General features: G+C 49.6%; 30 protein-coding genes. 12 read left to right on the top strand and 18 right to left on the bottom strand.

Going from position 1 to position 25,645, the window contains the following annotated elements; genetic code table 11:
• Positions 1-10: 10 nt before the first annotated feature.
• The 3 genes from EPV75_RS05830 to EPV75_RS05840 are packed head-to-tail and all read left to right on the top strand — an operon-like array spanning position 11 to position 4,522.
• The gene (locus tag EPV75_RS05830) at positions 11-1,708 is read left to right on the top strand and encodes a SpoIIE family protein phosphatase (RefSeq protein WP_128384771.1); all 1,698 of its coding nucleotides are present in this window, start codon (positions 11-13) and stop codon (positions 1,706-1,708) included.
• A complete protein-coding gene (locus EPV75_RS05835) occupies positions 1,677-2,927 on the top strand; it encodes an ATP-binding protein (protein ID WP_128384772.1) in 1,251 nt (416 codons plus the stop codon). Before EPV75_RS05830 ends, EPV75_RS05835 begins: the two co-directional genes overlap by 32 nt.
• The gene (locus EPV75_RS05840; protein ID WP_128384773.1) at positions 2,924-4,522 is read left to right on the top strand and encodes an ATP-binding protein; all 1,599 of its coding nucleotides are present in this window, start codon (positions 2,924-2,926) and stop codon (positions 4,520-4,522) included. Before EPV75_RS05835 ends, EPV75_RS05840 begins: the two co-directional genes overlap by 4 nt.
• Positions 4,523-4,531: 9 nt before the next feature.
• Here the strand turns inward: EPV75_RS05840 and apbC are convergent, their stop codons facing one another.
• The 5 genes from apbC to purM all read right to left on the bottom strand — a co-directional run bounded on the left by apbC (position 4,532) and on the right by purM (position 8,880).
• Entirely contained in the window at positions 4,532-5,656 is a 1,125-nt protein-coding gene (apbC, locus tag EPV75_RS05845; protein WP_128384774.1) for an iron-sulfur cluster carrier protein ApbC, read from the bottom strand.
• A 110-nt stretch (positions 5,657-5,766) separates the two neighbouring features.
• The gene (gene dcd, locus EPV75_RS05850) at positions 5,767-6,390 is read right to left on the bottom strand and encodes a dCTP deaminase (protein WP_128384775.1); all 624 of its coding nucleotides are present in this window, start codon (positions 6,388-6,390) and stop codon (positions 5,767-5,769) included.
• Positions 6,387-7,118 (bottom strand): DUF3108 domain-containing protein, encoded by a 732-nt coding sequence (locus EPV75_RS05855; RefSeq protein WP_128384776.1) that lies wholly within the window; start codon positions 7,116-7,118, stop codon positions 6,387-6,389. The genes dcd and EPV75_RS05855 overlap by 4 nt, the downstream gene beginning before the upstream one ends.
• Positions 7,115-7,765 (bottom strand): phosphoribosylglycinamide formyltransferase, encoded by a 651-nt coding sequence (gene purN, locus EPV75_RS05860; RefSeq protein ID WP_128384777.1) that lies wholly within the window; start codon positions 7,763-7,765, stop codon positions 7,115-7,117. Before purN ends, EPV75_RS05855 begins: the two co-directional genes overlap by 4 nt.
• Positions 7,766-7,836: 71 nt before the next feature.
• A complete protein-coding gene (gene purM / locus EPV75_RS05865) occupies positions 7,837-8,880 on the bottom strand; it encodes a phosphoribosylformylglycinamidine cyclo-ligase (protein ID WP_127119807.1) in 1,044 nt (347 codons plus the stop codon).
• 167 nt (positions 8,881-9,047) lie between these two features.
• On the opposite strand from purM, the gene EPV75_RS05870 reads away from it, so the two are divergent.
• The 6 genes from EPV75_RS05870 (at position 9,048) to EPV75_RS05895 (ending at position 13,505) form a co-directional block, all read left to right on the top strand.
• Entirely contained in the window at positions 9,048-10,103 is a 1,056-nt protein-coding gene (locus EPV75_RS05870) for a DUF2066 domain-containing protein (RefSeq protein WP_128384778.1), read from the top strand.
• A 31-nt stretch (positions 10,104-10,134) separates the two neighbouring features.
• Positions 10,135-10,848, top strand: coding sequence for a DnaA regulatory inactivator Hda (gene hda / locus EPV75_RS05875; protein WP_029937907.1), 714 nt, complete (start codon positions 10,135-10,137; stop codon positions 10,846-10,848).
• Positions 10,849-10,908: 60 nt separating this feature from the next.
• The gene (locus EPV75_RS05880) at positions 10,909-11,421 is read left to right on the top strand and encodes a TlpA disulfide reductase family protein (RefSeq protein ID WP_225972419.1); all 513 of its coding nucleotides are present in this window, start codon (positions 10,909-10,911) and stop codon (positions 11,419-11,421) included.
• A gap of 83 nt (positions 11,422-11,504) precedes the next feature.
• Complete coding sequence (locus EPV75_RS05885) at positions 11,505-11,786, top strand: hypothetical protein (RefSeq protein WP_029937909.1); 282 nt, start codon at positions 11,505-11,507, stop codon at positions 11,784-11,786.
• Positions 11,787-11,802: 16 nt separating this feature from the next.
• Entirely contained in the window at positions 11,803-12,636 is an 834-nt protein-coding gene (locus EPV75_RS05890; RefSeq protein WP_127119805.1) for a C48 family peptidase, read from the top strand.
• A gap of 11 nt (positions 12,637-12,647) precedes the next feature.
• Positions 12,648-13,505 carry a hypothetical protein gene (locus tag EPV75_RS05895; RefSeq protein WP_128384779.1) on the top strand — a complete coding sequence of 286 codons (858 nt, stop codon included), beginning with the start codon at positions 12,648-12,650 and terminating at the stop codon, positions 13,503-13,505.
• A 4-nt stretch (positions 13,506-13,509) separates the two neighbouring features.
• On the opposite strand, the gene EPV75_RS05900 is transcribed toward EPV75_RS05895, so the two are convergent.
• The gene (locus EPV75_RS05900) at positions 13,510-14,358 is read right to left on the bottom strand and encodes a 23S rRNA (adenine(2030)-N(6))-methyltransferase RlmJ (RefSeq protein ID WP_128384780.1); all 849 of its coding nucleotides are present in this window, start codon (positions 14,356-14,358) and stop codon (positions 13,510-13,512) included.
• 35 nt (positions 14,359-14,393) lie between these two features.
• Positions 14,394-15,341 carry a ribosome biogenesis GTPase YlqF gene (gene ylqF / locus EPV75_RS05905; RefSeq protein WP_128384781.1) on the bottom strand — a complete coding sequence of 316 codons (948 nt, stop codon included), beginning with the start codon at positions 15,339-15,341 and terminating at the stop codon, positions 14,394-14,396.
• Positions 15,342-15,490: 149 nt separating this feature from the next.
• Here ylqF and EPV75_RS05910 point away from each other — a divergent pair, with 149 nt between their 5' ends.
• Positions 15,491-15,874: a PaaI family thioesterase gene (locus EPV75_RS05910; RefSeq protein ID WP_029937914.1), complete on the top strand. Its 384-nt coding sequence runs from the start codon at positions 15,491-15,493 to the stop codon at positions 15,872-15,874.
• A gap of 50 nt (positions 15,875-15,924) precedes the next feature.
• On the opposite strand, the gene EPV75_RS05915 is transcribed toward EPV75_RS05910, so the two are convergent.
• On the bottom strand, positions 15,925-16,167 hold the full coding sequence (locus EPV75_RS05915; RefSeq protein WP_128384782.1) for a hypothetical protein: 243 nt from the start codon (positions 16,165-16,167) through the stop codon (positions 15,925-15,927).
• A 379-nt stretch (positions 16,168-16,546) separates the two neighbouring features.
• Between EPV75_RS05915 and EPV75_RS05920 the strand changes: the two genes are divergently transcribed.
• Positions 16,547-16,744, top strand: a complete 198-nt coding sequence (locus tag EPV75_RS05920; RefSeq protein WP_128384783.1) for a hypothetical protein — start codon at positions 16,547-16,549, stop codon at positions 16,742-16,744.
• 80 nt (positions 16,745-16,824) lie between these two features.
• Here the strand turns inward: EPV75_RS05920 and EPV75_RS05925 are convergent, their stop codons facing one another.
• On the bottom strand, positions 16,825-17,034 hold the full coding sequence (locus EPV75_RS05925; protein ID WP_029937917.1) for a cold-shock protein: 210 nt from the start codon (positions 17,032-17,034) through the stop codon (positions 16,825-16,827).
• 285 nt (positions 17,035-17,319) lie between these two features.
• Positions 17,320-17,937 carry an NAD(P)H-dependent oxidoreductase gene (locus EPV75_RS05930; RefSeq protein WP_128384784.1) on the bottom strand — a complete coding sequence of 206 codons (618 nt, stop codon included), beginning with the start codon at positions 17,935-17,937 and terminating at the stop codon, positions 17,320-17,322.
• Between the two features lie 138 nt (positions 17,938-18,075).
• On the opposite strand from EPV75_RS05930, the gene EPV75_RS05935 reads away from it, so the two are divergent.
• Positions 18,076-18,459, top strand: a complete 384-nt coding sequence (locus tag EPV75_RS05935) for a winged helix-turn-helix transcriptional regulator (RefSeq protein ID WP_128384785.1) — start codon at positions 18,076-18,078, stop codon at positions 18,457-18,459.
• Positions 18,460-18,471: 12 nt separating this feature from the next.
• Here EPV75_RS05935 and EPV75_RS05940 read toward each other — a convergent pair whose 3' ends face one another.
• The 8 genes from EPV75_RS05940 to EPV75_RS05975 form a co-directional block, all read right to left on the bottom strand.
• Positions 18,472-18,843: a diacylglycerol kinase gene (locus EPV75_RS05940; RefSeq protein WP_128384786.1), complete on the bottom strand. Its 372-nt coding sequence runs from the start codon at positions 18,841-18,843 to the stop codon at positions 18,472-18,474.
• On the bottom strand, positions 18,840-20,363 hold the full coding sequence (locus tag EPV75_RS05945) for a phosphoethanolamine transferase (protein ID WP_192894047.1): 1,524 nt from the start codon (positions 20,361-20,363) through the stop codon (positions 18,840-18,842). Before EPV75_RS05945 ends, EPV75_RS05940 begins: the two co-directional genes overlap by 4 nt.
• A 364-nt stretch (positions 20,364-20,727) precedes the next feature.
• A complete protein-coding gene (locus EPV75_RS05950) occupies positions 20,728-21,357 on the bottom strand; it encodes a LysE family translocator (RefSeq protein WP_127119795.1) in 630 nt (209 codons plus the stop codon).
• 132 nt (positions 21,358-21,489) lie between these two features.
• Complete coding sequence (locus EPV75_RS05955) at positions 21,490-23,205, bottom strand: proline--tRNA ligase (protein WP_128384788.1); 1,716 nt, start codon at positions 23,203-23,205, stop codon at positions 21,490-21,492.
• 115 nt (positions 23,206-23,320) lie between these two features.
• On the bottom strand, positions 23,321-23,947 hold the full coding sequence (trhA, locus tag EPV75_RS05960; protein ID WP_029937924.1) for a PAQR family membrane homeostasis protein TrhA: 627 nt from the start codon (positions 23,945-23,947) through the stop codon (positions 23,321-23,323).
• A gap of 132 nt (positions 23,948-24,079) precedes the next feature.
• On the bottom strand, positions 24,080-24,760 hold the full coding sequence (locus EPV75_RS05965) for a YoaK family protein (RefSeq protein WP_225972420.1): 681 nt from the start codon (positions 24,758-24,760) through the stop codon (positions 24,080-24,082).
• A 92-nt stretch (positions 24,761-24,852) separates the two neighbouring features.
• On the bottom strand, positions 24,853-25,401 hold the full coding sequence (locus tag EPV75_RS05970; RefSeq protein WP_128384789.1) for a hypothetical protein: 549 nt from the start codon (positions 25,399-25,401) through the stop codon (positions 24,853-24,855).
• 29 nt (positions 25,402-25,430) lie between these two features.
• A complete protein-coding gene (locus EPV75_RS05975; protein WP_029937927.1) occupies positions 25,431-25,628 on the bottom strand; it encodes a hypothetical protein in 198 nt (65 codons plus the stop codon).
• Positions 25,629-25,645 lie beyond the last annotated feature (17 nt).

Here is a 25,645-nt window from a genome sequence, read left to right on the forward strand (position 1 = left end):
CCGCGGTTGCATGGCTTCCATTCTGATTGTAGACCCTTCCAAATCCAATCGACTTTATCTTCGACTGACCCTTGAAAAGCAAGGGTATCAAGTTTTTGAGGCCGGTGACGGCCTTGAAGCGCTGGAATCCTACGAACACCATCGACCGAACCTGGTCATCACGGAAATCAAATTGCCGGTCTTGTCCGGTGCCGACTTGGTTCAACGCATCAAGTTGTTGGCGAAAGAAACCTTTGCACCGGTGTTCGTGGTCACGAATGCTTTCAAACCCGACAGTATCCAACGCATCTTATCCGTCGGTGCCGACGACTTCCTGCAGAAACCTTATCCGGAAGAACTGTTGTTGGCCAAGATCGCGTCGTTGTTGCGAAACGTCAACTTCTACGACGATTTGAAACAATCCAAGGAGATGGTGTCTTCCTTGCACATGAGTTTGGCGCTGGAGCACAAATCCGCCGAACGTATTTTTGAGAAGTTTGTACATGGCCCGCGCCAAGAAGTGCCAGGCCTGGAAGCGCATGTGTCACCGGCGTCGATTTTTAACGGTGATGTTTTCCTGTCGACGATTACGCCGGCCGGGAATGTGATTACGTTGCTGGGCGATTTTACCGGGCACGGATTGCCGGCGGCTATCGGCGCGATTCCGGTGGCCGAAGTCTTTTATTCCATGGTGAAGAAGGGCCGCACGCTTAAAGAGATCATTTTCGTAATCAACGATAAATTAAAAACGATTTTGCCGGCGCATATCTTTTTCAGCTGTGTCGCGGTGAAAGTGTTCCCGAAACGGCGTTCGGTCAGTTTGTTTAATGCGGGTATGCAGCCGGTGGTGATGTTGAATGAAGCCAGTGGCGAGTATGCATTGTTTGAATCCAGTTCGGTTCCGCTTGGCGTCCTGGACAGTTTTGAGTTGGATGTGGATTTTACCAAGGTGGATGTGACGGGGAGCGAGCATTTCATCTGTTATACCGATGGCATCGTTGAAGCGATGGACGATGGTAAAGAGATGTTTGGTGTGCCGCGTTTGGTCGAATCCTTGCAAACCTCTCATTATGATATCGGCAGACTGGTGGATGCGGCACAGGACTTTTGTCATGGTTGTGTGTTTAATGACGACGTCAGCATTATCAAGCTAAGCTTGGCCGACATTCTGATGCAGCCAAACCAGATGATTGCGTCGGCCGTGTTGGAGCGCATTCCTCCACCATCCGATTGGTCGTTGAATTATGTGTTTTCCGCCGCTAACCTGCGGTGTAATCCGCACCCGATCGAGTCGATTGTCGATGCCATTATCGGTATGCAACCCATCACGCCCTATAAAGAAGATATCTTTATCATCTTGTCCGAACTGTACAACAACGCACTTGAACATGGGATCTTGCAGTTGGATTCCTGTATCAAGCAGCAGTCGAACGGTTTTTTAGCGTTTGCGGAAGCCAAGCAAAAAGCGCTGGAAACCTTATCCGAAGGGCGTTTGATGGTTGATATTCAGCATGAAGCCTTGTCGGACAGTAAAGGGCGTTTGCGCATCCTGGTGTCGCATGACGGCCCCGGCCGGGCTCAGGACGTGACAACGCAAACCTCCAGTGAAATTTTCTCCGGCCGGGGCATCACCATTGTGCGATTCCTGTGTTCGGATTTTCAATTCGACGACGGCGGAGCGAGAGTGGAAGCGGTTTATGAATGGGAGCGACGCGATGGCGGAAGATAAGATTCTGGTCGTCGACGACGACAGTCGGCAAATTCAAGCCTACATGAATATCTTTGTGCCGAATGTCTCGAGCGGGTTTTCGTTAAAACGTTTTCTCGACAAAGTGCCTGACAGGGAAGCGAGCGAGTCCAAACCGTTTCCGTTTTCGGTGGTGACGGCCTCGCAGGGAGAAGAAGCCATCGAATTGGTGACGGCGGCGTTAGCGGTCGGAGATCCCATCAAACTGGCGTTTATCGATATGCGAATGCCGCCGGGTTTGAATGGTTTGGAAACCGCCAAGCGGTTGCGCGCGCTGGATGAGCGCATTTACATTGTCATAGTGACGGCCTATTCGGACGTTGATCTGAAGCTCATCGCCGATGAAATCGAAGAGAATGTGTTGTTTGTTCGAAAACCCTTTCAAGCCGAAGAAGTCGAACAAATTGCGCGTAATTTCGTGCGTTCCTGGCAAAAAGACCGAGCGTTGGAAAAGCTTAAACATACGCTTGAAGAAAAGGTGAAGTTAAATCTGTTCGAGGCGTCGATGTTCGAAGCCTCAAACGGTTTGTTGGCGGTGTTGGCGGATAAGGTCAACGCACAATCCGGTCTGGTGTCCTACCTCAATACACAATTCGATGTGGCGCCTCAGCAGAAGGCGACTTATGACGATGTCACGCACACCATTTTTGTGGAGGCGCAACAGCTTTCGCAAATGGTGCGCTCCCTGCAGCGTTTGGCGTTGGCATCCGACAAGGTGTCGGTTTTTTCACTCGGCGATATGACCAATCATACCTTGAGTTTGATTCCGGAGCTGAATCAACTGCCCGATAATATACGGTTTCATGTCGACTATCAGGCATCCAAGGATTTGACCTTCCATTTGCCCTATAACCAGTTGGTGTTGGTGCTGACCATGGTTGTACGTAATGCGTTGGAGGCGGTGTTTTCACAAGCTTTGGTGCAAAACAGCTATCAAGGCGACATCCGGTTGACGTTTTCTGAGGTCGATGGACAAGCGGAAGTGCTGCTGTCGGATAATGGCATTGGTGTGATGCCGTCCGATATGAAAAAGATTTTCGAAGCCGGGTTTTCATCGAAAACAGGGCATGCCGGTGTTGGATTGAGTCTGGTGCGATTCTTCATTGATGAGGTGGGCGGCGACATGGATTTCCAGAGTGAAGGCAAGGGGCTGGGCGCCACGATTCGGTTGCGTTTTCCTTTCCATGTGGTGACCGAATGAACCCTGCTGGTCAGGCATTGGTTTTGAGCTCGGATCCCGAGTATCGATCTTATTTCGAATCGCGTTTTCATCGTGACACGGTGTTTTGTGATGCGTTGGCCGATGTCATCGCCAAGCTGGTGAAAGGCCAGCTCGAAGAAACACCGCCCCTTATGGTGTTCCTGGATGGCTGTCTTCTGACCGATGAAAATCATTTTTCATTGCTGAAACGACTGCATGAGTTGAGTCGGTCTACCTATTTCGTCATCGACTTTTCGAGTTTGAATGAAGAGCAGTTCCGCATTTATCAAGACGCGACGGATAACCAGGTTATCTGGTTTCAGAAGTCCTTACCGGTTCATTTCAGAAATCAGATAATCGAGCAGGTGTTGATGTTGTCACGGCAACGCGGTTTGATGGCGGAAGTCCAGGATGAAGCAAGGCAAACGCTGGCGCAATATCGCCAACAAAATGCACTGTTCAATAGTCTCTTGAGTGTGGTGCAGTTCGATGCCAATGGCAAAATTTTAGCCATCAATCAACACTTTTCAACGGAAACCGGTTGGGAGTTTGCCAAGGTTTTGGGCCGTTCGATCCATGAGGTCGTGCTTTGGTCGAATGACGAAAATGGAGACGGCTTGTTTGCCGAGGATTTTGTGGGTGAGACCCGTTATTTTGACGCTTCAGGCCAGCAGCGTTGGGCATTTGCGCAGGTAAAAAAGCAAACACAGAATCACGTGGAAACGTTTTTTTATGTGGCGAAAGACATCTCTGAGCGCAAACAGTATGACCGACAACAACAGTTTGGCACTTACCAGGAAGGCCTGTTGCGCGCCAAAAGTGAATTGATTCATGATCTTGGGAACACGCTGAACAGCATGAACGCGAGTCAGGCGGAAATGGACCGCGGGGTTCAGCAATTGGGGGAGATGCAGACGGATTTGGCGCAGTGGATTTCGCAGCATGCGGATGCACTTTCGGAAGAGGTCACGGCCTTTTTAACCGCGTTGGATGAAAATGTCGGTTACTTGAAAGGGCAATGTTTTCAGCCGACGTCTTCGGTTTTAAAGCATGATCTGGAGCAGATGATTGCTTCAGTCAACCGACAGCAACAAGGGTTGGCGGCCAGTCAATATACCGAATCGGTCAACCTGTATAACCTCATTCAGGAATTGGTGAAATCCAACCAGGCCTTGTTGGCGGAAAAGGGCATTCGTATCCAAGTGCTGGACACCAATACATCGATTTTTCTGCGAGTGTCGCGAAACCAATTGTTTCAGGTCTTGTTGAATTTGGTGAAAAATGCGGTGGAAGCGATCGAAGTGTCGGCCAAGCCGGAACGCTTGATTACGTTACAGACCTTTCAGGACGCATCGGAAACCCGTTTGATTGTGCATGATTCCGGCGACGGGATTGCGGAAGAAAACCTGAACCGGGTGTTTCATTTCGGGTTCACCACCAAGTCGAAAGGCACCGGCCATGGATTGCACTCGGTGGCGAATTTTATGGACGCCTGTCAGGGGAAAATTGAAGTGACCTCTTCCGCGGAGGCCGGTACCAGTTTTATTTTGGTTTTTCCCCGACTCGAGCCATCGGCTGCGGATGTTTCGGAATGAGCGTAGGACCTAGCTGTTTTCCACCACGATATTCGGGAAGGCCGAAGCATAATCGCGTCGTTTGGTGGCGATTTGCGCACTGACCTGGTGCGCAATGTCGTGGTATTTTTGCGCCGCACCACTGGTCGGCATGGCGGCCACGGTCGGTGCGCCTAGGTCGGATTGCGCGCGGATTTGGCTGTCCAATGGCAGGGCGCCTAAGAAAGGTACCTTGAATTGATCTGCCAGTTTCTGGCCGCCGTTTTCACCGAAAATGGCTTCTTCATGACCGCATTGGCTACACACATGCGTGCTCATATTCTCCACGACACCCAGCACCGGGATGTTGACCTTTTCAAACATTCTCAAGCCTTTGCGGGCATCAATCAGCGCGACTTCCTGCGGTGTGGTGACAATCACCGAACCAGTCACCGGAATCTGCTGGGAAAGGGTCAGCTGCACATCGCCCGTGCCGGGTGGTAAATCGATAATCAGGTAATCCAAGCTCTGCCAGTTGGTTTCGTTCAGCAGCTGGGTCAGGGTCGAGGTGACGATCGGGCCGCGCCAAATCATCGGGTCGTCCGGGTTGATGAGAAAGCCGATGGACATCAGTTGCAGGCCGTAAGCGGATAAGGGTTCCATGCTTTTGCCGTCTTTAGTTTCCGGTTTTTGGTGTACGCCGAGCATGGTCGGAATGCTTGGGCCGTAAATGTCGGCGTCCAGCAGGCCGACCTGTGCACCTTCCTGTTGCAGTGCCAAGGCCAGGTTGACGCTGGTGGTGGATTTTCCGACACCACCTTTCCCCGAGGCCACGGCGATGATGTTCTTGACGTTTTTAAGCGGTTGGGTGCCGCCTTGAACGGCGTGGGCCTTGATGTCGGTGGTAAAGGTTATTTCAACCGTCTCAAAGGTGTCTTGCTGTAATAAGGCGTGCTGCAGTTGTTGCTCAATGGCCGGCCACAGGCTTTTGCCCGGAAACGGTAGCGCTAATGCCAGTGTCAGGTGTGTTTTTTTCAACTGAGCGGCTTCCAATGCATTCGAATTCAACGCCTCACTGTCGATGCCGGGTAGCGTCACCGAGTCGATGGCTTGAGCAATGGCGTCACGTTGTTCATCCGTTAAATTGTTGCCGAAGAGTTTATTCAGAATGTTCATGTCGTATTCCTTCCGTCATTATGCCGAAACCAACCAGGCCTGGCCGATTTCCGATAAATGCGTTTTGGTTTGAACCTTATTGAGTGGTGACAAAACCTTGGGATTCAAGGTCAGGAGAGCAAGTCCAGTTGACGCTCGTCCTGTTGGGCGACTTGGTCTTGTGTGATGCGGCTGGCCGTTGGCCCTTGCTGATTGCGGTATTTCGCATCCGCGCGTTTATTGTAGGGCTTAATGGCCGCGCTGGACAGGGTTTCGAAGTTGATGGCGCAAATGTCCATGCCGGGGCGCAGTGCCAATGGCAGTTTGCCGCTGTTGAAGATTTCCAATACGATTTGGCCTTCCCAGCCCGGGTCGATGCGATGTGCCGTGACGTGCACCATCAATCCTAGGCGTGCCAAACTGGAACGGCCATCCAACCAGCCGACCAGGTCGTCCGGAATGGAGACGGATTCGTATGTCGAGGCCAGTGCCAGCTCGCCTGGATGCAGGAAGAAAGCCTGCCCATCGTCAATCACGACTTCGTCACCCATGACTTTGTCCATGAGTTGTTGCATTTCGTCCGACGCGCCGCTCAAATCGATGAAAGGAGCGGTGTGGTCGTTGAAGACGCGGAACTTGTTCGCCAATCGTAAATCGACGCTGATGCCTTTGATCTTGTTTTGATCCGGCATCGGATCGATGCCGATTTTGCCAATTTTCAGGTGTTGGATGATGTCTCTGTCGCTAAGTTTCATTTGAATGTCGGCTTATGATTCAATTCCAGCTCAATTTTTCGGTCTTCGTCTTTGTTGAGAATCACGATGCGGGCCGGGAAATAATTAAGTTCGGGCAAGAGCCAGAGTTCTGCTTCAATTTTACCATTATGGAAGGCAAAAAGTTTTGTTTGTACCGCTTCTTCAAACGGGAGGTCGATTTCATCCGATTCGTTGATGGTGCTGAAAGTGATTTTCTGCTGGATTTTATCGTCCTGCAAATAAATGTTGTCAATCGGGCGTTGGTTTATCACTTGGTATTGGATGCCGTAAGCCATGGAAATGACGTCGTAAATCTGTTTTTGATTCGGCCAGAACTTTTTATCTTCGACATATTCGACTTTATCAAGGTCTTCGCGGCGAATCAGCGTATAGGTTTTCTTTTCGGTACGGTCGTCGTATTCTCGGGTCAGGAATTTTTTGTATTCCAGCCATTTGAAATCTTCGTCACTCTGCTTGAGGTGAATTTTTTCGATGGCCGATTCGTTGATGAACGCTTTGGCCCAGCCTGGCGGAATGGCTTCGCTGGACAGGTGGCAGTCGCCGTTTTGGCAGTTCATTTCCTGATGGGCTTGGCCGATTTTAAAGCCGAGTACCCAGATGTCGAAGGTCGCTTTAAAGCTTGGAATTTGTGCGGCCTGCGACGTGAAGGGGAGCAATAATACGGCAGCGAATAGGGTTCGGGTCGCCAAAAAGGACAATGAATTCATAGCTCTAGCTCGGTCAATTGTAGCGGTACCTGCAAGGTTTGGTCTTGGTAGCAGGCCTGGTTGTTTTGTAACTGAATACGGCCTTGTGCCAACCAGTTGGTGACTAAAGGATACGCGATGTGTTCCTGGATTTGTACCTTTTTTTGCAGGCTCTCGGCCGTGTCACCGGCTTCCACGGGGACTTTGGCTTGCAGAATGACCGGGCCGCCGTCCAGTTCCGGAGTGACGAAATGGATACTGAGGCCGTGTTCGGCATCCTGCGCATCCAGTGCGCGTTGGTGCGTGTTCAGGCCTGGGTATTTCGGCAACAAGGAAGGGTGGATGTTGAGCATGCGTCCCAGGTAATGCAAGGTGAACGCCGGTGTCAGAATGCGCATGAATCCGGCCAGAATAATGCCGTCGATTTGCTGGGCATCAAGGGCTTCAATCATCGCCTGGTCGAAACTTTCCCGGGAGTCGTACTCGGTGTGGTCGATGATGACGGTTGGGATTCCAGCGGCTTGGGCTTTTTGCAGACCGACGGCTTGGGGGCGGTTGGACAAAACGAGCGCGATTTCGTAATCGGAATCCGGCGCACGGTCAATCAAGGCTTGCAGATTGGAGCCGGTACCGGAAATGAGAACCGCAATGCGCATTTTTGATGTCATAAAAGGTTTCGGTGACAGACGTGATGAAAGCATGGCCCGAAAACCGGTCGAAGCGGCTTTCGGGGTGGCGATTATGCCAGCTCGACGACAGGCGTTTCCGAGTCGCTGGCTTCAATGGTGCCGATGACGGAAACGGTTTCACCTTGCGCGGTTAAGGTGTCGATGGCTTTCTGTTTGTCGTCGGCACTGACGACGACGACCAAGCCGATGCCGCAGTTCAAAGTACGGTGCATTTCATGGAAGTCGACATTGCCTTTTTCCTGAATCCAGTCGAATACGGCTGGGCGCTCCCAGCTCTGGGTGTCAATCTTGGCCTGGGTATTTTCCGGCATGACGCGCGGCAGATTTTCCAGCAAACCGCCACCGGTGATGTGTGAAATGGCGTGGATATCAATGTGTTTCATCAGCTCCAGAATCGGTTTGACGTAAATGCGTGTCGGAGCCATCAAAGCATCGATTAACGGTTGTCCACCACAGTCCTGTGACAGATCCGCTGCGTTGACGTCGATGATCTTGCGAATCAAAGAGTAACCGTTGGAGTGCGGTCCGGAAGACGCCAAACCGAGCAAAACGTCGCCGGCTTTGACCTTGCGTCCGTCAATCAAGTCCGCTTTTTCGACGATACCGACACAGAAGCCGGCCAGGTCGTAGTCGCCGTCCGGGTACATGCCGGGCATTTCGGCGGTTTCACCGCCGATTAAGGCACAACCGGATTGCTGGCAGCCTTCCCCGATACCGGCGACGACATCGCGTGCGGTGTAGATGTCCAGTTTGCCGGTGGCGTAATAGTCTAGGAAGAACAGTGGTTCGGCGCCTTGCACAATCAAATCGTTGACACACATGGCCACCAGGTCGATGCCGACTTGGTCGTGTTTGCCGCTTTCAATGGCCAAACGCAGTTTGGTGCCGACGCCGTCGGTTCCGGAGACCAGCAATGGGTTCTTGTATTTGTCCATCGGTAGCTCGAACAAAGCCCCGAACCCACCGAGGGAGGTGGAGACTTCCGGTCTGGAGGTGGCTTTGGCAATCGGTTTAATGGCTTCAACTAGGGCGTTACCCGCATCAATGTCGACACCGGCGTCTTTATAGCTAATGGATGGCTTTTGTGTTGTCATAGGTTTGATTAAAACTGCTGTTGAATAAAGTTTGTGTAAATTTCGGTGAACCCGGCGAGTGACTTGCACCTTCGCAAGCATTCGACACCTGAAATCTTGTGACGAATTTACCAGAGTTTTACCGCAAAATCGGATAACATATTGTAACCAAAAATCATGAGGTAAATATGAGAAGTTTTGTCTCGGCGGTATTTTTTATTTTAATGACCTTCGCCGCTTCCGGTTATGCCGGTGAGCAATCGGATTTGTTTGAAGTTCGAATGCTACAGTTGGATGACGCGACGGATAAAAGCGCTCAGCAGACGTTGGACGAGAGTTTATTGAAGGCGATTCGAATCGAACTGATTCGTTTGACGGGCAATCCAAGTTTTTTATCGCAACCCGAAGCCGAGACGTTTGTTCAATCGCCGAAGGCTTGGTTGAAAAGTTATCGCTATGAATCTTATGAACAGGAAGGGGTCAAGGTCGGCAACTGGTTGGTGTTCGAGTTTGACCAACAGCGCTTTTACCGTTATTTCCAGCAACAGGGGCTGGTGATTTGGCCGATGGCGAATCGTCCGACGACGCTGGTCATGGGGTCGCAATTGATTGCCGGAACCCTGGTCAAGCTAACCGGCGAGACATTGGATTATTTACCGAAACTGAATTACCGTAATACCGCCTTACAACTGGGGTTGCCGATTGAAACGCCGCAATATGCGACTAATTGGGTTTATCCGGATGCGGATGGTTCCAACCAACGGGTGGCTGACATTTTACAATCCAGTGATGCCCGTTATTTGTTGAGCTTTCAGGTGGTGGCGTCCATCAGCGGTGCCGAACGCTATAAATGGCAATTGTTTGATCGCAGCGGAATCAGCTTGTTACAGGGGGAGACCCGTGAGGAACCGGAACAAGGGTACTTTGAAGACACTTTTTCCGAACTGTTGCGATTGTATTCCGCACCATATCGTGAGCAGGCCGAGTTTCTGGGATCTTTGACCCTGACGGTCGATAACATCCATTCGGTCGAGCAACTGACGGAGTTGGAAAAACGACTGAAAGCCATGAAACCGACTGTTCATCAGGTGCGTTTGACATCGGTGGAGAAGCATCAGGTGGTGTTCGAGGTGGTCTATCAAGGCGAATACATTCGATTGGTGAATCGATTGGCGGCCATGCCTAATTTGGTGTCGGTTCGTGATGATGCCGTCATCGGGCAAGTCAATGCGGAATGGGAATAAAGTCGACGGGCCGATAGGAAGATAAGCGACAGTGTTTGTACAGTTACCCCTTAAAATCGGTTTGCGTGAAGAGGTTTGCTTTGACACGTTTGTGACCGAAGACGAAGCGACCGTCTTGGCGTTGAACCGGTTTCAACAGACGCTGATGAAGAGTCAGGAAGGTGAAGCCTTTTATTTTCAAGGTGAGAGTGGGGTGGGCAAAACCCATCTGCTGCAGGCGGCCTGCCGCTTTATGACGGAAAAAAAATCCGCCAGTGTGTATTTGCCGTTGGGTGACACGACCTTACCGTTGATTCCAGATGTGCTCCATGGTCTGGAGCGCACGCCGTTGGTGTGCCTTGATGATGTGGAAAAGGTGATCGGGCAAGAATCTTGGGAGCATGCTTTGGCGAATCTGTTGATGCGTTCTAAGGTACTGGGGCATAAAGTGGTGTTGTCGGGCATGCAGAATATCGGGGACTGGCCGATTGTGACGTCGGATCTGACTCAGGCGTTGATGTCGGTGTTGCCGATTCGTTTGAAGCCATTGCACAATAAGCGCGATCTGGTGGTCGCGATGCAACGCCATGCCTTGAAGCTAGGCTTTGAACTGCCATTGGACGTGGGCAACTACCTCATCAAACAATTTTCCACCGACTTGCAGGAGTTGCTGTCGGTGCTGAAAATTCTCGAACAGGCGACGTTTGTGGAAAAGCGCCGCATGACCTTGCCGTTCGTTAAACAGATATTAACGAAGCATTCATAGTCTGTCTCGCGGGCTGTGGTAGCCTGCTTGCGATTAAAAATGAAACCATAAGGAAGCAAGATGATTCACGCGAAAAACTGGATGAATCCGATTAAATTCTCTCTTTTAATTTCAATGGTGTGGATGGCGGCTTTGTCATCAACGGTTCAAGCGGCGGCCGACATTGAGTTCGAAACGCTGGATGGTAAAACAGTGAAACTGTCCGATTTTCGAGGCAAGTGGGTGGTGGTGAACTATTGGGCGACCTGGTGCCCGCCGTGCCGTGTGGAAATGCCAGAGTTAGGCTTTTTCTATGATGCCCATAAAGATAAAAATGCCGTCGTTTTGGGCGTGAACTATGAAGATAACAGTCCGTCTCAGGTGAAAACGTTTTTGGAACAGGAAGACATCAAGTTTCCGATTGTTCGCCAAAAAGGCCGCATTGACGGTAAAACCACTCCGTTCGGTCCTTTGAGAGGCTTGCCAACCACTTATATGGTCACCCCGAAAGGCGAGGTGGTTGCGGCGAGAACCGGCATGGTCGACCAGAAAATGCTGGAAGAGTTTATTCGGAAATACGACGCAAAAAAATAAACGCTTTAATCAATCTTCCAACCTCAAAAGGCCGTGCAAACGGCCGATAACCCTCTTAAACCCGCTTGTGATAGAATGATGCCATGAACAAAACAAAATTACGCTTTGCATTGAAATATTGGCGCCTGGCCTTCCATTTGATTTTCAAAACCCGCCATTTCGGTGTCAATAACCTGTGGTGGGCGCAGCAGCCGTCTGCCATCGGTTGGCGTTGGTATCAGCAGGCCTGGGGAATTTTGACTGTTATGCCGATTGTGCGGAATTATCAGTCTTTGAAAGTGCGCAGCTGTCTGGGGTGGATTCCGCAGGCCGACTGCGAAGCATTGGGTTATCAAAAAGAGATTGCGAGCAAAGTTCGCACCTGAGCAGGGTTGTAGCAATATGATTCAAATGGACTTGGAGCAGCGGCAGTCGGCACGTTTTGTCCGGCCGTTTCAAGTGACAAACCATGAAGACGAGACGTTTTCCGTGGCGTTTGAAGGGGCGGATGTCAACTTGACCGGGTTGGGGTTCTATATCGACGACCCGGATTTGTTCCTGCCGCAACAATTAATCAGTCTACGCGTCAAGAACGAACAAACCGAAGAGGTCTATTGCTTGGAAGGCGTGGAAGTCATTCACCTGCGTCCGGATGAGAACGGTAAATACCTCTGCGGTTGCCACATCGCTCAAGTCACCAGTGGGCAATTGTTGGCGCATCATCGTTTGGTCATGACCGATGCCCAGACGGCTCTGGTATCGATGGAAACGTCTCAATTATCCGAATTCAATTTCATGGAAGACGGCTCCGCTTTATCGACGGACCAATCCGACTTTCAGGAAGCCAGCATGGCCTTGAACCTCGCGGTGACGCAATCCGATCGAAACCAGAAAGAGGTGGCGCGTTTTATCAACGCGGTGGACTCCATTTTCAACAGCGGTTTGTCGGCGGAAATGAAAGTACAGGATTTGAAAGACGAGTTCGATGATTTTCGCGCCTATCTGCACCAAATGAATGAAAGCACGCTGGCGTTCGCGACGCTGGCCAAGTTGTTAGCGCATACTCCGGAAGAATCCAATGACAAGCTGGCTTGGAAAACGCTGATTTCCGATTTCGAAAACCGCTTTCTCAGTGAAGAGCAGCAAATCGCCTACGACTTTATGCATCAAGGTTTGGACGCCGATGAAGCCTTGAAAGTCGCTTATCAATATCTAAATCAAAGAGACGGTGAATAAACGTGTTTAAAATGTCGAAACCTTTGTTGGTGTGTTTAACCGCAGGGGTTCCGGCCCTCGCGATGGCGGAAAAAAGTCCTTGGGCCCCGAAGATTACGCTGGAAACCGGTTATTTCAATCCGTCGGGCATTCAGGATTATGGCGGGGAAGTCTCGGATCGTTATTACGATGTTCTGCTTGAAAACCAATTGGCGTATTTGGGCTATACCTATTGGAGTCTGGATTGGCACGACATTGATAAACTGCCTTTTGGGAATGGTCATGACAAACCGGTAAAAGGCCTTCGCGGGGCGCGCATTGGCGGAAAGTTCAACCACCGTATCAACTCGAAAATGCTGTTCTTAAGCAGTCTTGGGGTGTCGTCCAAATATGAAGAACAGACCGACGATTCCTACAGCGTCAACCTGAGAGCCTTGGTTTCCTATCAACTGAAGAATGACGTGTCGCTTTTGGGTGGTTTGATTTACAACTACCATCCGGTGCGAAGCCGCTTGTATCCGGCGATTGGGGTCGCGTATCGAGCCCGAAGCTGGGACGGCTTGTCGGCGGTGCTCGGCTTTCCGCGCGCCTATGTGGCTTATGGTTTTGCGGAAAACTGGAACATCAGTACCGGCGCGTCGTACCGGCAGTTTATGGCTAAGTTGGCCGATGACAGCCCGGTTGAAGAAAAAGGATATGTTGAAATTCAAACTTGGAAAGCCGACGTCATGTTGTCTTATCGGGCGTCGAAAAACTGGCGTTTGGATGTGTTTGGACAATATTCCGCCGACTACCGTTTCAGCTTTTACAACCGCCACGGCAATCGTCAAAATCAATATCAACTCGACCCCAGCTGGGGCAGTGGTCTGAAGTTGGCGTATCAGTTCTGATCGTTTATTCCGGGACTAACTGTTCGGCGCGATAATGGCCGCGCGCACCACCAAGCCGTTCGCTTAAAAACGGCAAGCCGGCCTGCAGAGTTTCCATCAATTTCCACGGCGGATGAATCACAATCATGCCGCTGGCCGTCATGCCTTGATCGCCGTCTTTGGCGATGCCTAACTCAAACAACTGAATATTTCGGATGCCGCTGTCGATAAACGCCTTTTCCATGGACTGAATGCGATGGCGTTCTACGACTGGATACCACAGGGCATAGGTGGCGTTGGCAAACTTTTTATGCGCTTTAACCAAGGTTTCCACCGCTTTTGCATAATCTGTTTTGATTTCGTAAGGTGGATCCATCAATACATAACCGCGTTTTTCTTTGGGCGGCAGTTGGCTCATGCAGGCATGAAAACCGTCTTTCGGATAAACGTGAATACGCTTGTCTCCGGTGAAATTTTTCCGCAAAATTTGGCTTTCATTTGGGTGTAAATCGAAAAAATCCAATCGGTCCTGCAGGCGAAGCAGGTGCTGCGCGAACCAGGGAGAACCCGGGTATGTTTGCAGTTCGGTTTGCGGATTGAATTGCTGCACCGTCTCCAGATAATCTTTGACCAGGCCTGGGCAGTTGTCTAATTCATTGAGCAGAGGCCAAAGTTGCCCGATGCCGTTTTCGTATTCCCGGTTTTTTTGCGCTTCACTGTTGGATAAACTGAACGCGCCTGCGCCGGAATGGGTGTCCAGATAATAAATCGGTTTGGGTTTGAGGGTCAGATACTTGAGGATTTGAACCGTCACGCTGTGTTTGAGCACATCGGCGAAATTACCCGCATGAAAGGAGTGGCGATAACTGAGCATGGCTTGTTCGTCCTTGTATTCAAGCGCTGAAGATGTCAGCGATTGCGTTTGTTTTTCTTTTGCTTGCGGGCATCGAGGCGGGCTTGTTTTTTGGCTGCTTTTTGTTCACGCTTGATGTCGACCTGTTGTAATTCCTGCTCCATCATCTCCGGTGTTTCAAAGGTTAGGGCACCAAGTTGCCCATCACGGATTTCGGTAATCAAAATGCGGGAAATCTTATCCAAATCCACCTGCCCGCCGCTGACCAGACAGCCGCGGTCGCGCCCGACGGTTTCCAAAAAAGCCACGTCCGGGAAAGGATCGTGCAGCGGGAGCTCGTCAAGCTGATAGCGTTCTTTCAAGCGTTGCGGGTAGTGCGTCAGTAAATATTCCGCCGCGTAACTGGCGATGTCGGGCAACTCGAAAGCGGTTTCTTTGATGCCGCCGGTAATCGCCAGGCGATAACCGGAGTGCTCGTTTTCGATATTCGGCCACAACATGCCGGGCGAATCGAACAGAGTGATACCGTCTTCCAGCTTAATGCGCTGCAACATTTTGGTCACGGCCGGTTCATTGCCGGTTTTGGCGATCGGGCGGCTGGCCAGAGTGTTGATTAAGGTGGATTTTCCGACATTGGGAATGCCGAGAATCAGGGCGTGTATGACCTTGACGGAGTCTTCCTCTCGTGGAAACATTTTATTGATCAGCCCCAATACCTGAGCTTTACGATCCGATTGCTGAGCGTTCAAAGCCAAGGTCTTGATGTTTTTATGCTGTTCGAAATAGGCTTGCCATTCCGCGGTTTTATCGGCGTCGGCCAGGTCGGATTTGTTGAATATCTTGATGGTCGGTTTGTCGCCGCGAAGCTTGGCGATCATCGGGTTTTCGCTGCTGAACGGAATGCGGGCGTCAAGCACTTCGATGATTAAATCCACTTGCGGGAGGATTTCGCGCACTTCTTTTTGCGCTTTGTGCATGTGCCCTGGGTACCATTGAATTTGCATGTTTTATCTTTATCCGGTTTGCATGGATGGAGTTCAATTGAATGTAATATGAATTATAGACGTTTATCTTAAATCAGGCCGAGACATTTTTAAGTTGGGAGCGTCAGCGTGGTAAAATTATCTTTTTATTTTGGGAGTGCGATCTTGCAATGAAAGCCGTTAAATTTCCTTTTTTGGAGCACATCGGTGCGGAATTGAAAAGCTATGCAACGGGAACGGCGGAAGTGGAGTTACACGTTGAACCCTATCATCTACAGCACATGGGGTTTGTGCATGGCGGTGTGATTTCGACCTTGATGGATAACACCGGCTGGTATGCCGCAGTTTCAAGCTTGGATGAGGGCTTTACGGCGGTGACCATGGAAATCAAAATTAACTATCTTAAGCCGGCTTCTGGAAAGCATTTATTAGCGTCGGCTGAAGTGAAACGCCAAGGCAAGAAGGTAGCTTTTGTGACAATTGAACTGCATGATGAAGGAAAATTGGTAGCTTACGCGACCGGTACCTATGCGATTCTGAAAGAAGACGTATAAAACCAAAAAACCGCCAGGCCTGGCGGTTTTCAACTCAAGGCGTTTTAATCTCAGCGGCGGCCGAAAACCCGCATTAGAAAACGCACCAGCAAGACGATGCCGGAAATCAACCAAAGGTAGACAAACCAACGCACCACTTCGTAAAGAGAAGTCATTTGTCCCGATAAATGTTGTAAGCCTTCCACTGAAAGCTGGCCGTTTTCGGCGGTGCCGAGTGTGATCATCGCGACAATCAGCATAACGGCTCCAAGGCCGGCCCCTAAATACAGAAAAATTTTCTGCCAAATATCCATAATTACTCTCTTTTTACGTGTTTGACGTTCATTATTTTTGCGATTGATTCTACCGGAAAAAGCCATTGAACGATATGTTTAACAGAGTGTTTTTGTTGTGAAAAACCGTTATAACCCTTCTTTTAAAGGGGGTAATGACCTATGACGGGATGAAAAATTTTTATTTCCTACTGCTTTACTAGGTTATATACTGTCAGCGAGGTATGTGAAATCGTTAATCGTTTTAGGGAGACTTGCTATGCCAAGAGTCAGAAACCCTCACGATGCGAGAAGCGTGCCTGTTCCTTCGGCGGCTCCGCATTATGTGAGGACGTCAACATCCGCTGATTGTGAAAATCCGAAAGGTACCTTATATCGTTTTCAGCCTAAGGAAATCGATATGATGCCTGGTAACTGGGCGGAACCGGGTAACCCAACGCCGTATGAGTTACGGATGACCATTCAAACCTGTAAGCGTTTCTGGTATGCGAACAAGGCTGCTTTGGAGCACCCGGACTGCGATCATGAAATCACTGAATACAATATCAAAGTGCTGGAAAAACTTTACATTCACTTGATGTCTTATCTGGTGGAATAGTGTCGGGCCTGTTTTTTCCGGGCATAAAAAAAGCAGGACACTGTCCTGCTTTTTTATCTCAAAACACTTAAGCTGATCGCTTACAGTGCCGTGATGTTTTCCGCTTGAGGCCCTTTCGCGCCTTGTGTAACGGTGAACTCAACTTTTTGACCTTCGGCTAGGGTTTTGAAACCAGAACCGGTGATGGCACTGAAGTGTGCAAAAACATCCGGACCGGATTCTTGTTCGATAAAGCCAAAGCCTTTTGATTCGTTAAACCACTTAACGGTACCTGTCGTTGTTTCAGACATAATTTTAATCCTGTAAAAATCTATAAAAAAGCATGCCTTTCGGCGTAATCATCAGAAAAATAAACTGTTACTTAATGAACTACGGAGAACGGAGAATTACGAATAAAACAACGAAGTCGAGCAGATAAACAAAGAATTTCAGAATTTCTTTCCGAATGTGGAACCAATTAGACGCTAATCGGCGGAGTAAGTCAATTTTTATTTACAAAACAATTGGTTTTTATTACTTGGCCATTAACGATAAATGGCCAGGCCTGGTTAAAAGGGCGATACCCCCTGTTTTGTTTAGAGGTGGGTTACTAAATCGGTCAGAGGGAGGCGGTGCTTCGGTCTGGCTTGGTCGGCCGGTTCTCCGAGTGCCATAATGACGTGCAGGTCATATTGATTCGCATCCAACTTCAAGGCTTTCATCGCTTGGTCTTTATCGAAGCCTTCAATCGGGCAAGAACCGATGCCGAAAACCTGAGCGGCGGTCATCATGTTCCCCAAGGCAATGTAGGCTTGTTTGCCGGACCAGTAAGGTAGGGTTTGTTCATTGAACTGGCTGATGTAACTGCCGTAAAAGTTCAAGACGCCTTGCATGGCGTTGTCGTCCAAACCCCAGCGGCCAAACTGTTTTTTGGCGTAATCGGTAATGCCATCGAACTCTTTAACCGTGACGAATACAACCAGTTCGCTGCAGGTGTCGATTTGCGGTTGACCGCCACAAGCCGCTTTCAGTTCAGCACGGATGGCCGGGTCTCGGACCACCAGAAAACGGGTCGGTTCCAAGCCAAAAGAGCTGGGAGACAGGCGACCAGCTTCCAAAATTTTCTCGAATGTGTCCGGTTCGATGTCCGCTTCCGGTTTGAAGGCTTTAACGGCATAACGGTCTTGCATGGCTTGCATGAAGGTTTTTTCCATGAGGAGGTCCTTTTCAATGAATTTGAGGTCAAATTTACAAAGTTAGAGTATGCTATCATTTATGTATTGTTTTGGTAAGTATGTACTTTTTTGTAATATACTTACTAAAAAGTAACCATTAATAATGTAAGGAATACCATGTCGGAAAAAAACTGTGGCTTTGTCGTCAATAATCAGACCTATCAGTGCGCTTTTCAAGTCGCGATTGATATTTTGGATGGCAAATGGAAGGGGTTGATTTTGTGGTACTTGATGCAAGGACCCAAACGTAATAGCGAATTACGTCGCCTGATACCGCCAATCACACAGAAAATGCTGACACAGAAGTTGCGGCAACTGGAAGAGGAAGGCGTTGTCATCCGAACGGTGTATCCGGTGGTGCCGCCGAAAGTGGATTACCGACTCACTGGGCAGGGTGAACGTCTCAAGCCAGTGTTGGAGCTACTGTACGAATGGGGCGCGGATTACATTGAGGCGCGCCAGGCTCAAGACAGTCAGGGCGAAATTAACGAAGCGAGTTAGAAGTTTTATCGCTTAGGCAAGCAGCTTGTCGATGATGAAGCCGCCCCAGACCAGTGCGGCGAGAAAAAAAGACAGAAACACCGCCGCGGAACCTTGGTCTTTGGCGCGGCCGGACAGTTTATGGTAATCCTGACCAATCCGATCGATGGTGGATTCCACCGCGGAGTTCAGCATTTCCACAATCAAGACAAACACCAGGACGCCGATCAAGGCAATGATTTCCATCAGGCTGTCGCCCAGCCAGATGGCAATGGGCGTTAGCAATAAGCATAGAACGGCTTCCTGGCGGAAAGCCGCTTCGTGCTTCCAGGTCGATTTCAATCCTTTGTAAGAGTAGCCGGCAGCGTAGAAAATGCGCGACCATCCGGTGTAAGGCGATTTCAAGGGGCTTTCCTTTTCAGTTCGGTATCGTAATCTTGTCCATAAGCAATGCGTTTACGCGGTTGAAAGTCCGCCGAACACAAAGCGTTTTGCGCATCATACAGCGAGGATTCCACTTGCGTCAAACATTGCGCGAAATGGAAAACATCATCCAATAGCCCCGGTTGGCCGGTATGGTTTGCCATTATCTGGTCAACGTCTGGAAAGGTTTCACGGTAGGCGCTGTTACGCCATACGATAAACGGCACCTCCAACATAGAAGCCGTTACCCCATCCGGGCCATGGCCTTTGAAATCTTTGGTGTCAAACACCTCTTCACCGTGATCCGCAAAAAACAGTAAGGCGGCTGCGTTGGAAACGGTAGTTAAATCGGCGATGGTGGTGCCGACGATTTCATCCGTGTAATGAATGGAGTTGTCGTAACTGTTAATGTAGCTCGCTTGACTGTCGCTGACGTCTGGCCGGTATGCTTGAAGCTTGTCACGGTTCTTGAACACCGATTTTTCCGGCGGATAACGATTGTTATAGTCCAAGTGGCTGCCCATCAGGTGGACGAAAATCACTTTCTTTTCCGCTGGCGCTTGAACGGCCTCTTGAATGTAAGGCAGTAGGTAGCCGTCATAGCGTTCCACTTCGACGCCATGGAAATCATGGCTGATGAAATGGCTATGGTCGGCTGTTTTGGCTAAGGCCGCGAATGGCATACGCATCGGTTGTTGGTTCGAAAGCCACCAGGTTTCAAAGCCCGCTTTGTTGAAAACGCCCATTAAGCTGACCGATTGATTGATGTCTTTTTGGTTGTCGGTGTTGGCTTCGGTTAAGACATGTCTTAACGAGGCGGCCGTTTGCGCATAGGGCGTGACGATGTTTTCAAAGGCAATCAGGTCGGAACGAACGGCGTCTAACATGGGCGTGGTTGCACGAGGATAACCGTATAGCGACATGTGATTGCGGTTCATGGATTCGCCGATGATAATCACGTAAGTCTGCGGAATGTCTCTCGAGGAAGCTGAAAAATCAGTTTGGGTGTCCAGTTCCTCGCGGGCTTGAATACTCTGTTCAAAACCTTCTCGGTTATTGAGGTAGTCAATGGCAACGCCGTTAAAGCCGGGAATGGTGTCAAATACCCGGTTGCGTTTCTGTACTTCCACTATCGCAACGATGAACATGACAATGGCCAAGCCCACCAAAACTTTTTCCTTACGCATCAGAGACGTTTTTACCAGCATGCGCTTTAGTAGCAGGTATGAAATCGTCAGGTAGAGTAACAACAGCACCACGTTTTCATAACTGGCGTATACGGTTAGAAATTCATAAATTTCTCTGGGGTCAGATTGTGAAATGGCTTCAAATGACGCAGAGGTGAAAACCCCACCGAAAGTTACGGCATAGAGTAAATCCATAGCGCCTGAAAGGGTGATAAAAATCAATATCAAGAGTAAAAAACGATAAAGGTAAACATGATGACGTGCCAAATAAGCAAAGCCGCCCAGCATCACCAACCAGCCCAGTCGTGAGTTCATCTCCGACTCCCGAATAAAATCGGAATAGAGGTTCATCATCAGGAAGGGGAAGAAGAGGATGAACAGTAGTGCCCACCAGTGCGAAAGCGTGAATCTATGCATTGTTATTTTATGGGTGCCGTCACAATATTTTATTTTCGTAATTGCTATATATTGAAAAATATATCGCTAACTCAAATGTTTACAAAGTATAGCAATTACGTAGCTTGTCATATAATTGTTATATTATATGTTACTTTATTGTAACAATAAAGAAGGTGCTAAGAAATTTTTCGGAAAACGGCCAAGCCTGGCGGTTTTTAGTGTAATGCGTAACCAAGTATTAAAAAAGATCTGATTGTGTCGCGTGAGAATGGTTATGAAATCAAGGGTTGCGGTTTTCCAGCATAGCCATTTTGATGCCGGTGTAAATCAATGTCAGGCCGGCTACTTTATTGATTAGCTGAATCACCCAGGCTTTCAGTTTGCGTCTTGCCATATGGGCGCCCATAAAACTGTAAAGGCTGTAAACAAAGGTGTCGGCAAAGAAAAAGGTTAACCCAATGAGTAGCAATTGCATGAATAACGGTTCGTTCGGGTTGATGAATTGTGGCAATAGAGCGGTGAAATACATTAACGCTTTGGGGTTGGCAAGTTGAATCACCAATCCTTGGCTGAAGAGCTTAAGCGCGTGGTGGTCGGTTTTTTTTGGGCTGAACTGAATGGCCGACCCTTTACTGAACAGTACCGTCAGCCCCAGGTAAACCAAAAACGCCACCCCTAGCCACTTGATGATGGTAAACATTAAGCTGGACGCAACAATTAAAGCGGAAATACCCGTCGCAGACAGTGCGAAGAAAAGCAAATCCGCTGTGGCAATGCCTAAGACACCTAAAAATGCTTTTTTGGACTGCAGTGATGCCCCTTGTGAAGCAACGGTCATCGCGGATGGACCGGGCACCAAAATCAACAAAAAAGTGGTGATGAAAAAGATGGAATAATGTTCGATGGACACTTTTACGACGCCTGTGTAATTAAGAGCCTAATCTTACGACTTTTGAAGCCAAAGAATGTATTTTTTATCGTCAAAACAAAAAAACCACCAGGCCTGGTGGTTTTTATGAATGGGCGTAAGGCCGAACTGGGCTTAAGCGTTGAGCTTGGCGAGCAAGAAGTCCATAAACTCCGCTTCGGCGATATCTTGGGCTTTTTCATCGGTGCGGTGTTTGTATTCGATCATGCCGTTGTCTAGGCCACGTTCGCCGATGACGATGCGATGCGGAATGCCGATCAGTTCCATGTCGTTGAACATCACGCCCGGGCGTTCGCTGCGGTCGTCAAACAGCACTTCGATGCCTTTGGCGGTCAGTTCGTCATAAAGCTTATTGGCGGCTTCCGCGACGCGTGGCGACTTGTGCATCTGCATTGGTACAATACACACCTGGAAGGGCGCAATGGCTTCCGGCCAGATAATGCCTTTGTCATCGTGATTTTGCTCGATGGCGGCGGCGACCACTCGAGTGACACCGATGCCGTAACAGCCCATTTCCAATACTTGCGCACGGCTGTTTTCATTCAGCACGGTGGCGTTGAGGGCTTTGGAATATTTGTTGCCCAGTTGGAAGATGTGGCCGACTTCAATGCCACGGCGGATTTCGATTTTCCCTTTTCCGCATGGGCTTGGATCGCCTTTGACGACATTACGGATGTCGGCGACTAGGGTTGGGTTAGCGTTACGATCCCAGTTGGCGCCGGTGTAATGGAATCCGTCTTCATTGGCGCCGCAGATAAAGTCCACGGCGTGATCGGCGGTGCGATCAACGATGACCGGAATGTTCAAGCCAACCGGACCAATGGAACCGGCGTTGCAACCAACGGCGTCCAGAATCTCCGCGTCGCTGGCCATTTCAAGCGGTTCGGCGACTAAGTCTAATTTTTCAGCCTTGATTTCGTTGAGTTCGTGATCGCCACGCACCACCAATGCAACGACTGGATTTTCGTCGGTAGCGCCTTTGACAATTAAGGTTTTCAGGACTTTCTTTTTCTTGACCTGTAGAAAGTCGCAGACCTCTTCGATGCTGTGTTTGCCGGGTGTGGCGACCTTGGTCAGGTCTTCGCTCGGCGCCGGGCGTTCTCCACGTGGTTCCAAGGCTTCCGCCAGTTCGACGTTGGCGGCGAAGTCGGACTCGGTGGAAAAAGCGATGTCGTCTTCACCGGAATCGGCCAGCACGTGGAATTCGTGCGAGCCGTCGCCGCCAATGGAACCGGTGTCGGCCTGAACCGGACGGAAGTCGAGTCCGATGCGTGAAAAGATACGGTTGTAAGCATCGTACATTTCGTCGTAAGTGGTTTGCAGACTGTCGCGATCCATGTGGAAAGAGTAGGCGTCTTTCATAATGAATTCACGAGAGCGCATCACCCCAAAGCGTGGACGAATTTCGTCACGGAACTTGGTCTGGATTTGGTAGAAGTTGGCTGGCAGTTGCTTGTAACTGCGGATTTCCTTACGTACCAAATCGGTGATGATTTCTTCGTGGGTTGGCCCCAACGCAAAGTCACGCTGGTGGCGGTCTTTGAAACGCAGCAATTCCGGGCCGTAATCTTCGGCACGACCGGACTCTTCCCACAACTCCAGTGGTTGAACCACAGGCATCAATAATTCCTGCGCGCCGGAACGGTTCATTTCTTCACGTACAATCGCTTCCACTTTACGCAACACACGGACACCCAACGGCAACCAAGTGTACAAACCGCCGGCCAGCGGTCGAATCAAGCCGGCACGAAGCATGAGCTGGTGGCTGATGACCACAGCATCGGCTGGGGTTTCACGGGTGGTGGCGAGTAAAAGCGATGATGTTTTCATGGTGCGAAATCAAACCCTTCTTGGTGAATTTTTAATCGGATAAACAAAGCGGCTATTCTAGCATGAATGGCGAAAGGGGAAACCGAAAATCCCGCCAGGCCTGGTCGGGATTCGCTTAACGAATGTAGCCGATAACGGCGATGAAATGGCAGACGGAACCGGCCAGTACAAACAAGTGCCAGATGCCGTGGGCGTGACGAAGCAGGTTCTTGTCGTCGAGAATGTAAAATATGATACCGGCCGTGTAGGCGATGCCGCCAATCGCCAGCCAGTATAGGCCGGCCGTAGGCAAAGCTTCTTTTAAGTGGCTGAAATCAAACATGACCATCCACCCCATAATCAGGTAAATGGCGAGTTGTAGCCATTCGATGCGTTCTTTGATGAACAGGTCAAGCAGGATGCCGATAATCGCCAGCGACCAGACGATAATCAAAATCCATAAACCGCTGCTGTCGATTAAGGTCACCAACGTGAAAGGGGTGTAGGTGCCGGCAATCAGCAGGTAAATGGAAATGTGGTCCAGTTTTTGGAAAATGCGTTTCGGCAGCGGGTGCTTGAAGCTGTGATACAGCGTTGAGAAGCTGTAAAGCATGACCAGTGTGAGGCCGAATGTCAGAAAGCCGATAAACAGCAAGGCATCGTTTTGCAAAATACCCACCGCGATCAAGGCGCCCAGTCCCATCAGCGCGAAAACCGCGCCGACCAGGTGGGTGATGCTGTTGAATTTTTCGGAATAATACATGCGTTTCAGCGTACCCTAAAATTAAAAATGTTAAGTCAGTGTATCAAAATACATTTCATCTCATCATGAAAAATACATGAAAGCCACTGTGCGCAGGTATCAAAAGGCTCAGGCCTGGTGAAAACTCGGTTTTCAGCGTGTCATGGCTTTTCTGAACAGGGAATGAAAGTATATCCAAGCTAAAAGACCGTTTAAGGCGGCCGGCAACAGCAAAGATAAATACCCGAACCAATGGAAGGTAAAAATGCCGATCAGTCCGCCGAGGATAAAGCCCAGCAGGATGGCGAATAACAACCAGGTTCGCCAGGTGAACCGGGTGTGCGTTCGAAAGCGGTGGGCGATGGAGACTCCAATGTCGGTGGTGATGCCGGTGACGTGAGTCGTACGGATTTGCAGGCCTTTATAGCTGGCGACCATGGCGTTTTGCAAGCCGCAAGCCAAGGCGCTGAACATCAGGGCCAGGATGTTGATCGAATACGCCATCAAGGCGGCGATGGTCAGGATGATGGCATTCAGAAACAGAGCCGTGCCGTAACTTTTATCTTCTTTGTATTGGCTGTGGCCGATAATGAAGCCGGACAAAAAGGCCCCGACAATGAAGCTCAATAAAATGGATAAGCTGATGATGAAGGCTTCCCAATCAAGGTGAAAACCGCTGTCACTTAAATGGGAGGCAATGCCCGTCATTTGGCTGACGGGAAGGCCGAATTCAATCAGCATGATGCTGTTGATGAATCCGGCAATGGCGGCCATGCCGATGGCGATGGCAAACACCTTGGAAACACTGTAATCGTGTGTGACGTTGTTGGACACGTAATCCTCTTTTGGAACATAAGGCGTGAAAGCTAAAAAACTAAAATACGCCTTATAACCCCAGTTGTAAAGAGGGATTGAGTGGAATTTTGCTAATCCAGCATTTGATGGCCGACGTAAGAAAAAATACCAATCATAATGCCGGTGAGGAATTGGGCGTGTACCAGATAGGAAAACTGGCGCAATTGACGAGGTGAAAATTTCCAACGCAGGAAAAAGCCAAACAGGCCTTGCCAAACCAGCAGTAGCATCACAACTTGAAACAGCAGGATTTCAAAATGGAAGCCGACCAGCAAAATGTGCAAGAAGGTCACGGCCAGGGTGGCGACGCCGACATAGACATGGGTACGATTCAAAGGCACCAGAAGTTTTTGAACCAGAGACTGCGTCGGCTGGTAAAGCATGTTCGGCACCATCCGGTCGGCGACTGAGCCTTTTTCGAACAGCAGTTTCAGTAGGGTGCGGGCATAGATGAACAAGAGCAGCCAAAGTGCGACTTCTCCGAAGCCTTCACCGATTTCCGTGAGAAAAGTTTCATCTTCCCGTTGTGGTGGCAGACTGTTGCGAGCATAAAAGTAATAGGCGAGCGAAACGGCAAAAATGCTCGCCGTGTAGATGAGCAGGGTTCTAAAGGATTTCATTTTTGGAGTAGCGGTTGATGTGTTGGCGGTTAACCGTATTTTTCTTTACAACGTTCAATGGCATCCCAGTAAGCTTTATTGTCTTTTGGGTTGTCTTTGGTGCTGTCCCAAAGCTGGCTGGCTTTTTCTTTACACTCGCGCAACTCAGCGTTCTCGCAGCCGTTGAGCATGACCAGGCTTGTGGTAAATAATGACGCCAGAATAAAACGTGAAACCAGGGTACGCATAATGGAAAATCCCTTTA

The sequence above is a fragment of the Hydrogenovibrio thermophilus genome (assembly GCF_004028275.1).
In the GTDB taxonomy this organism is placed as follows: Bacteria; Pseudomonadota; Gammaproteobacteria; order Thiomicrospirales; family Thiomicrospiraceae; genus Hydrogenovibrio; species Hydrogenovibrio thermophilus.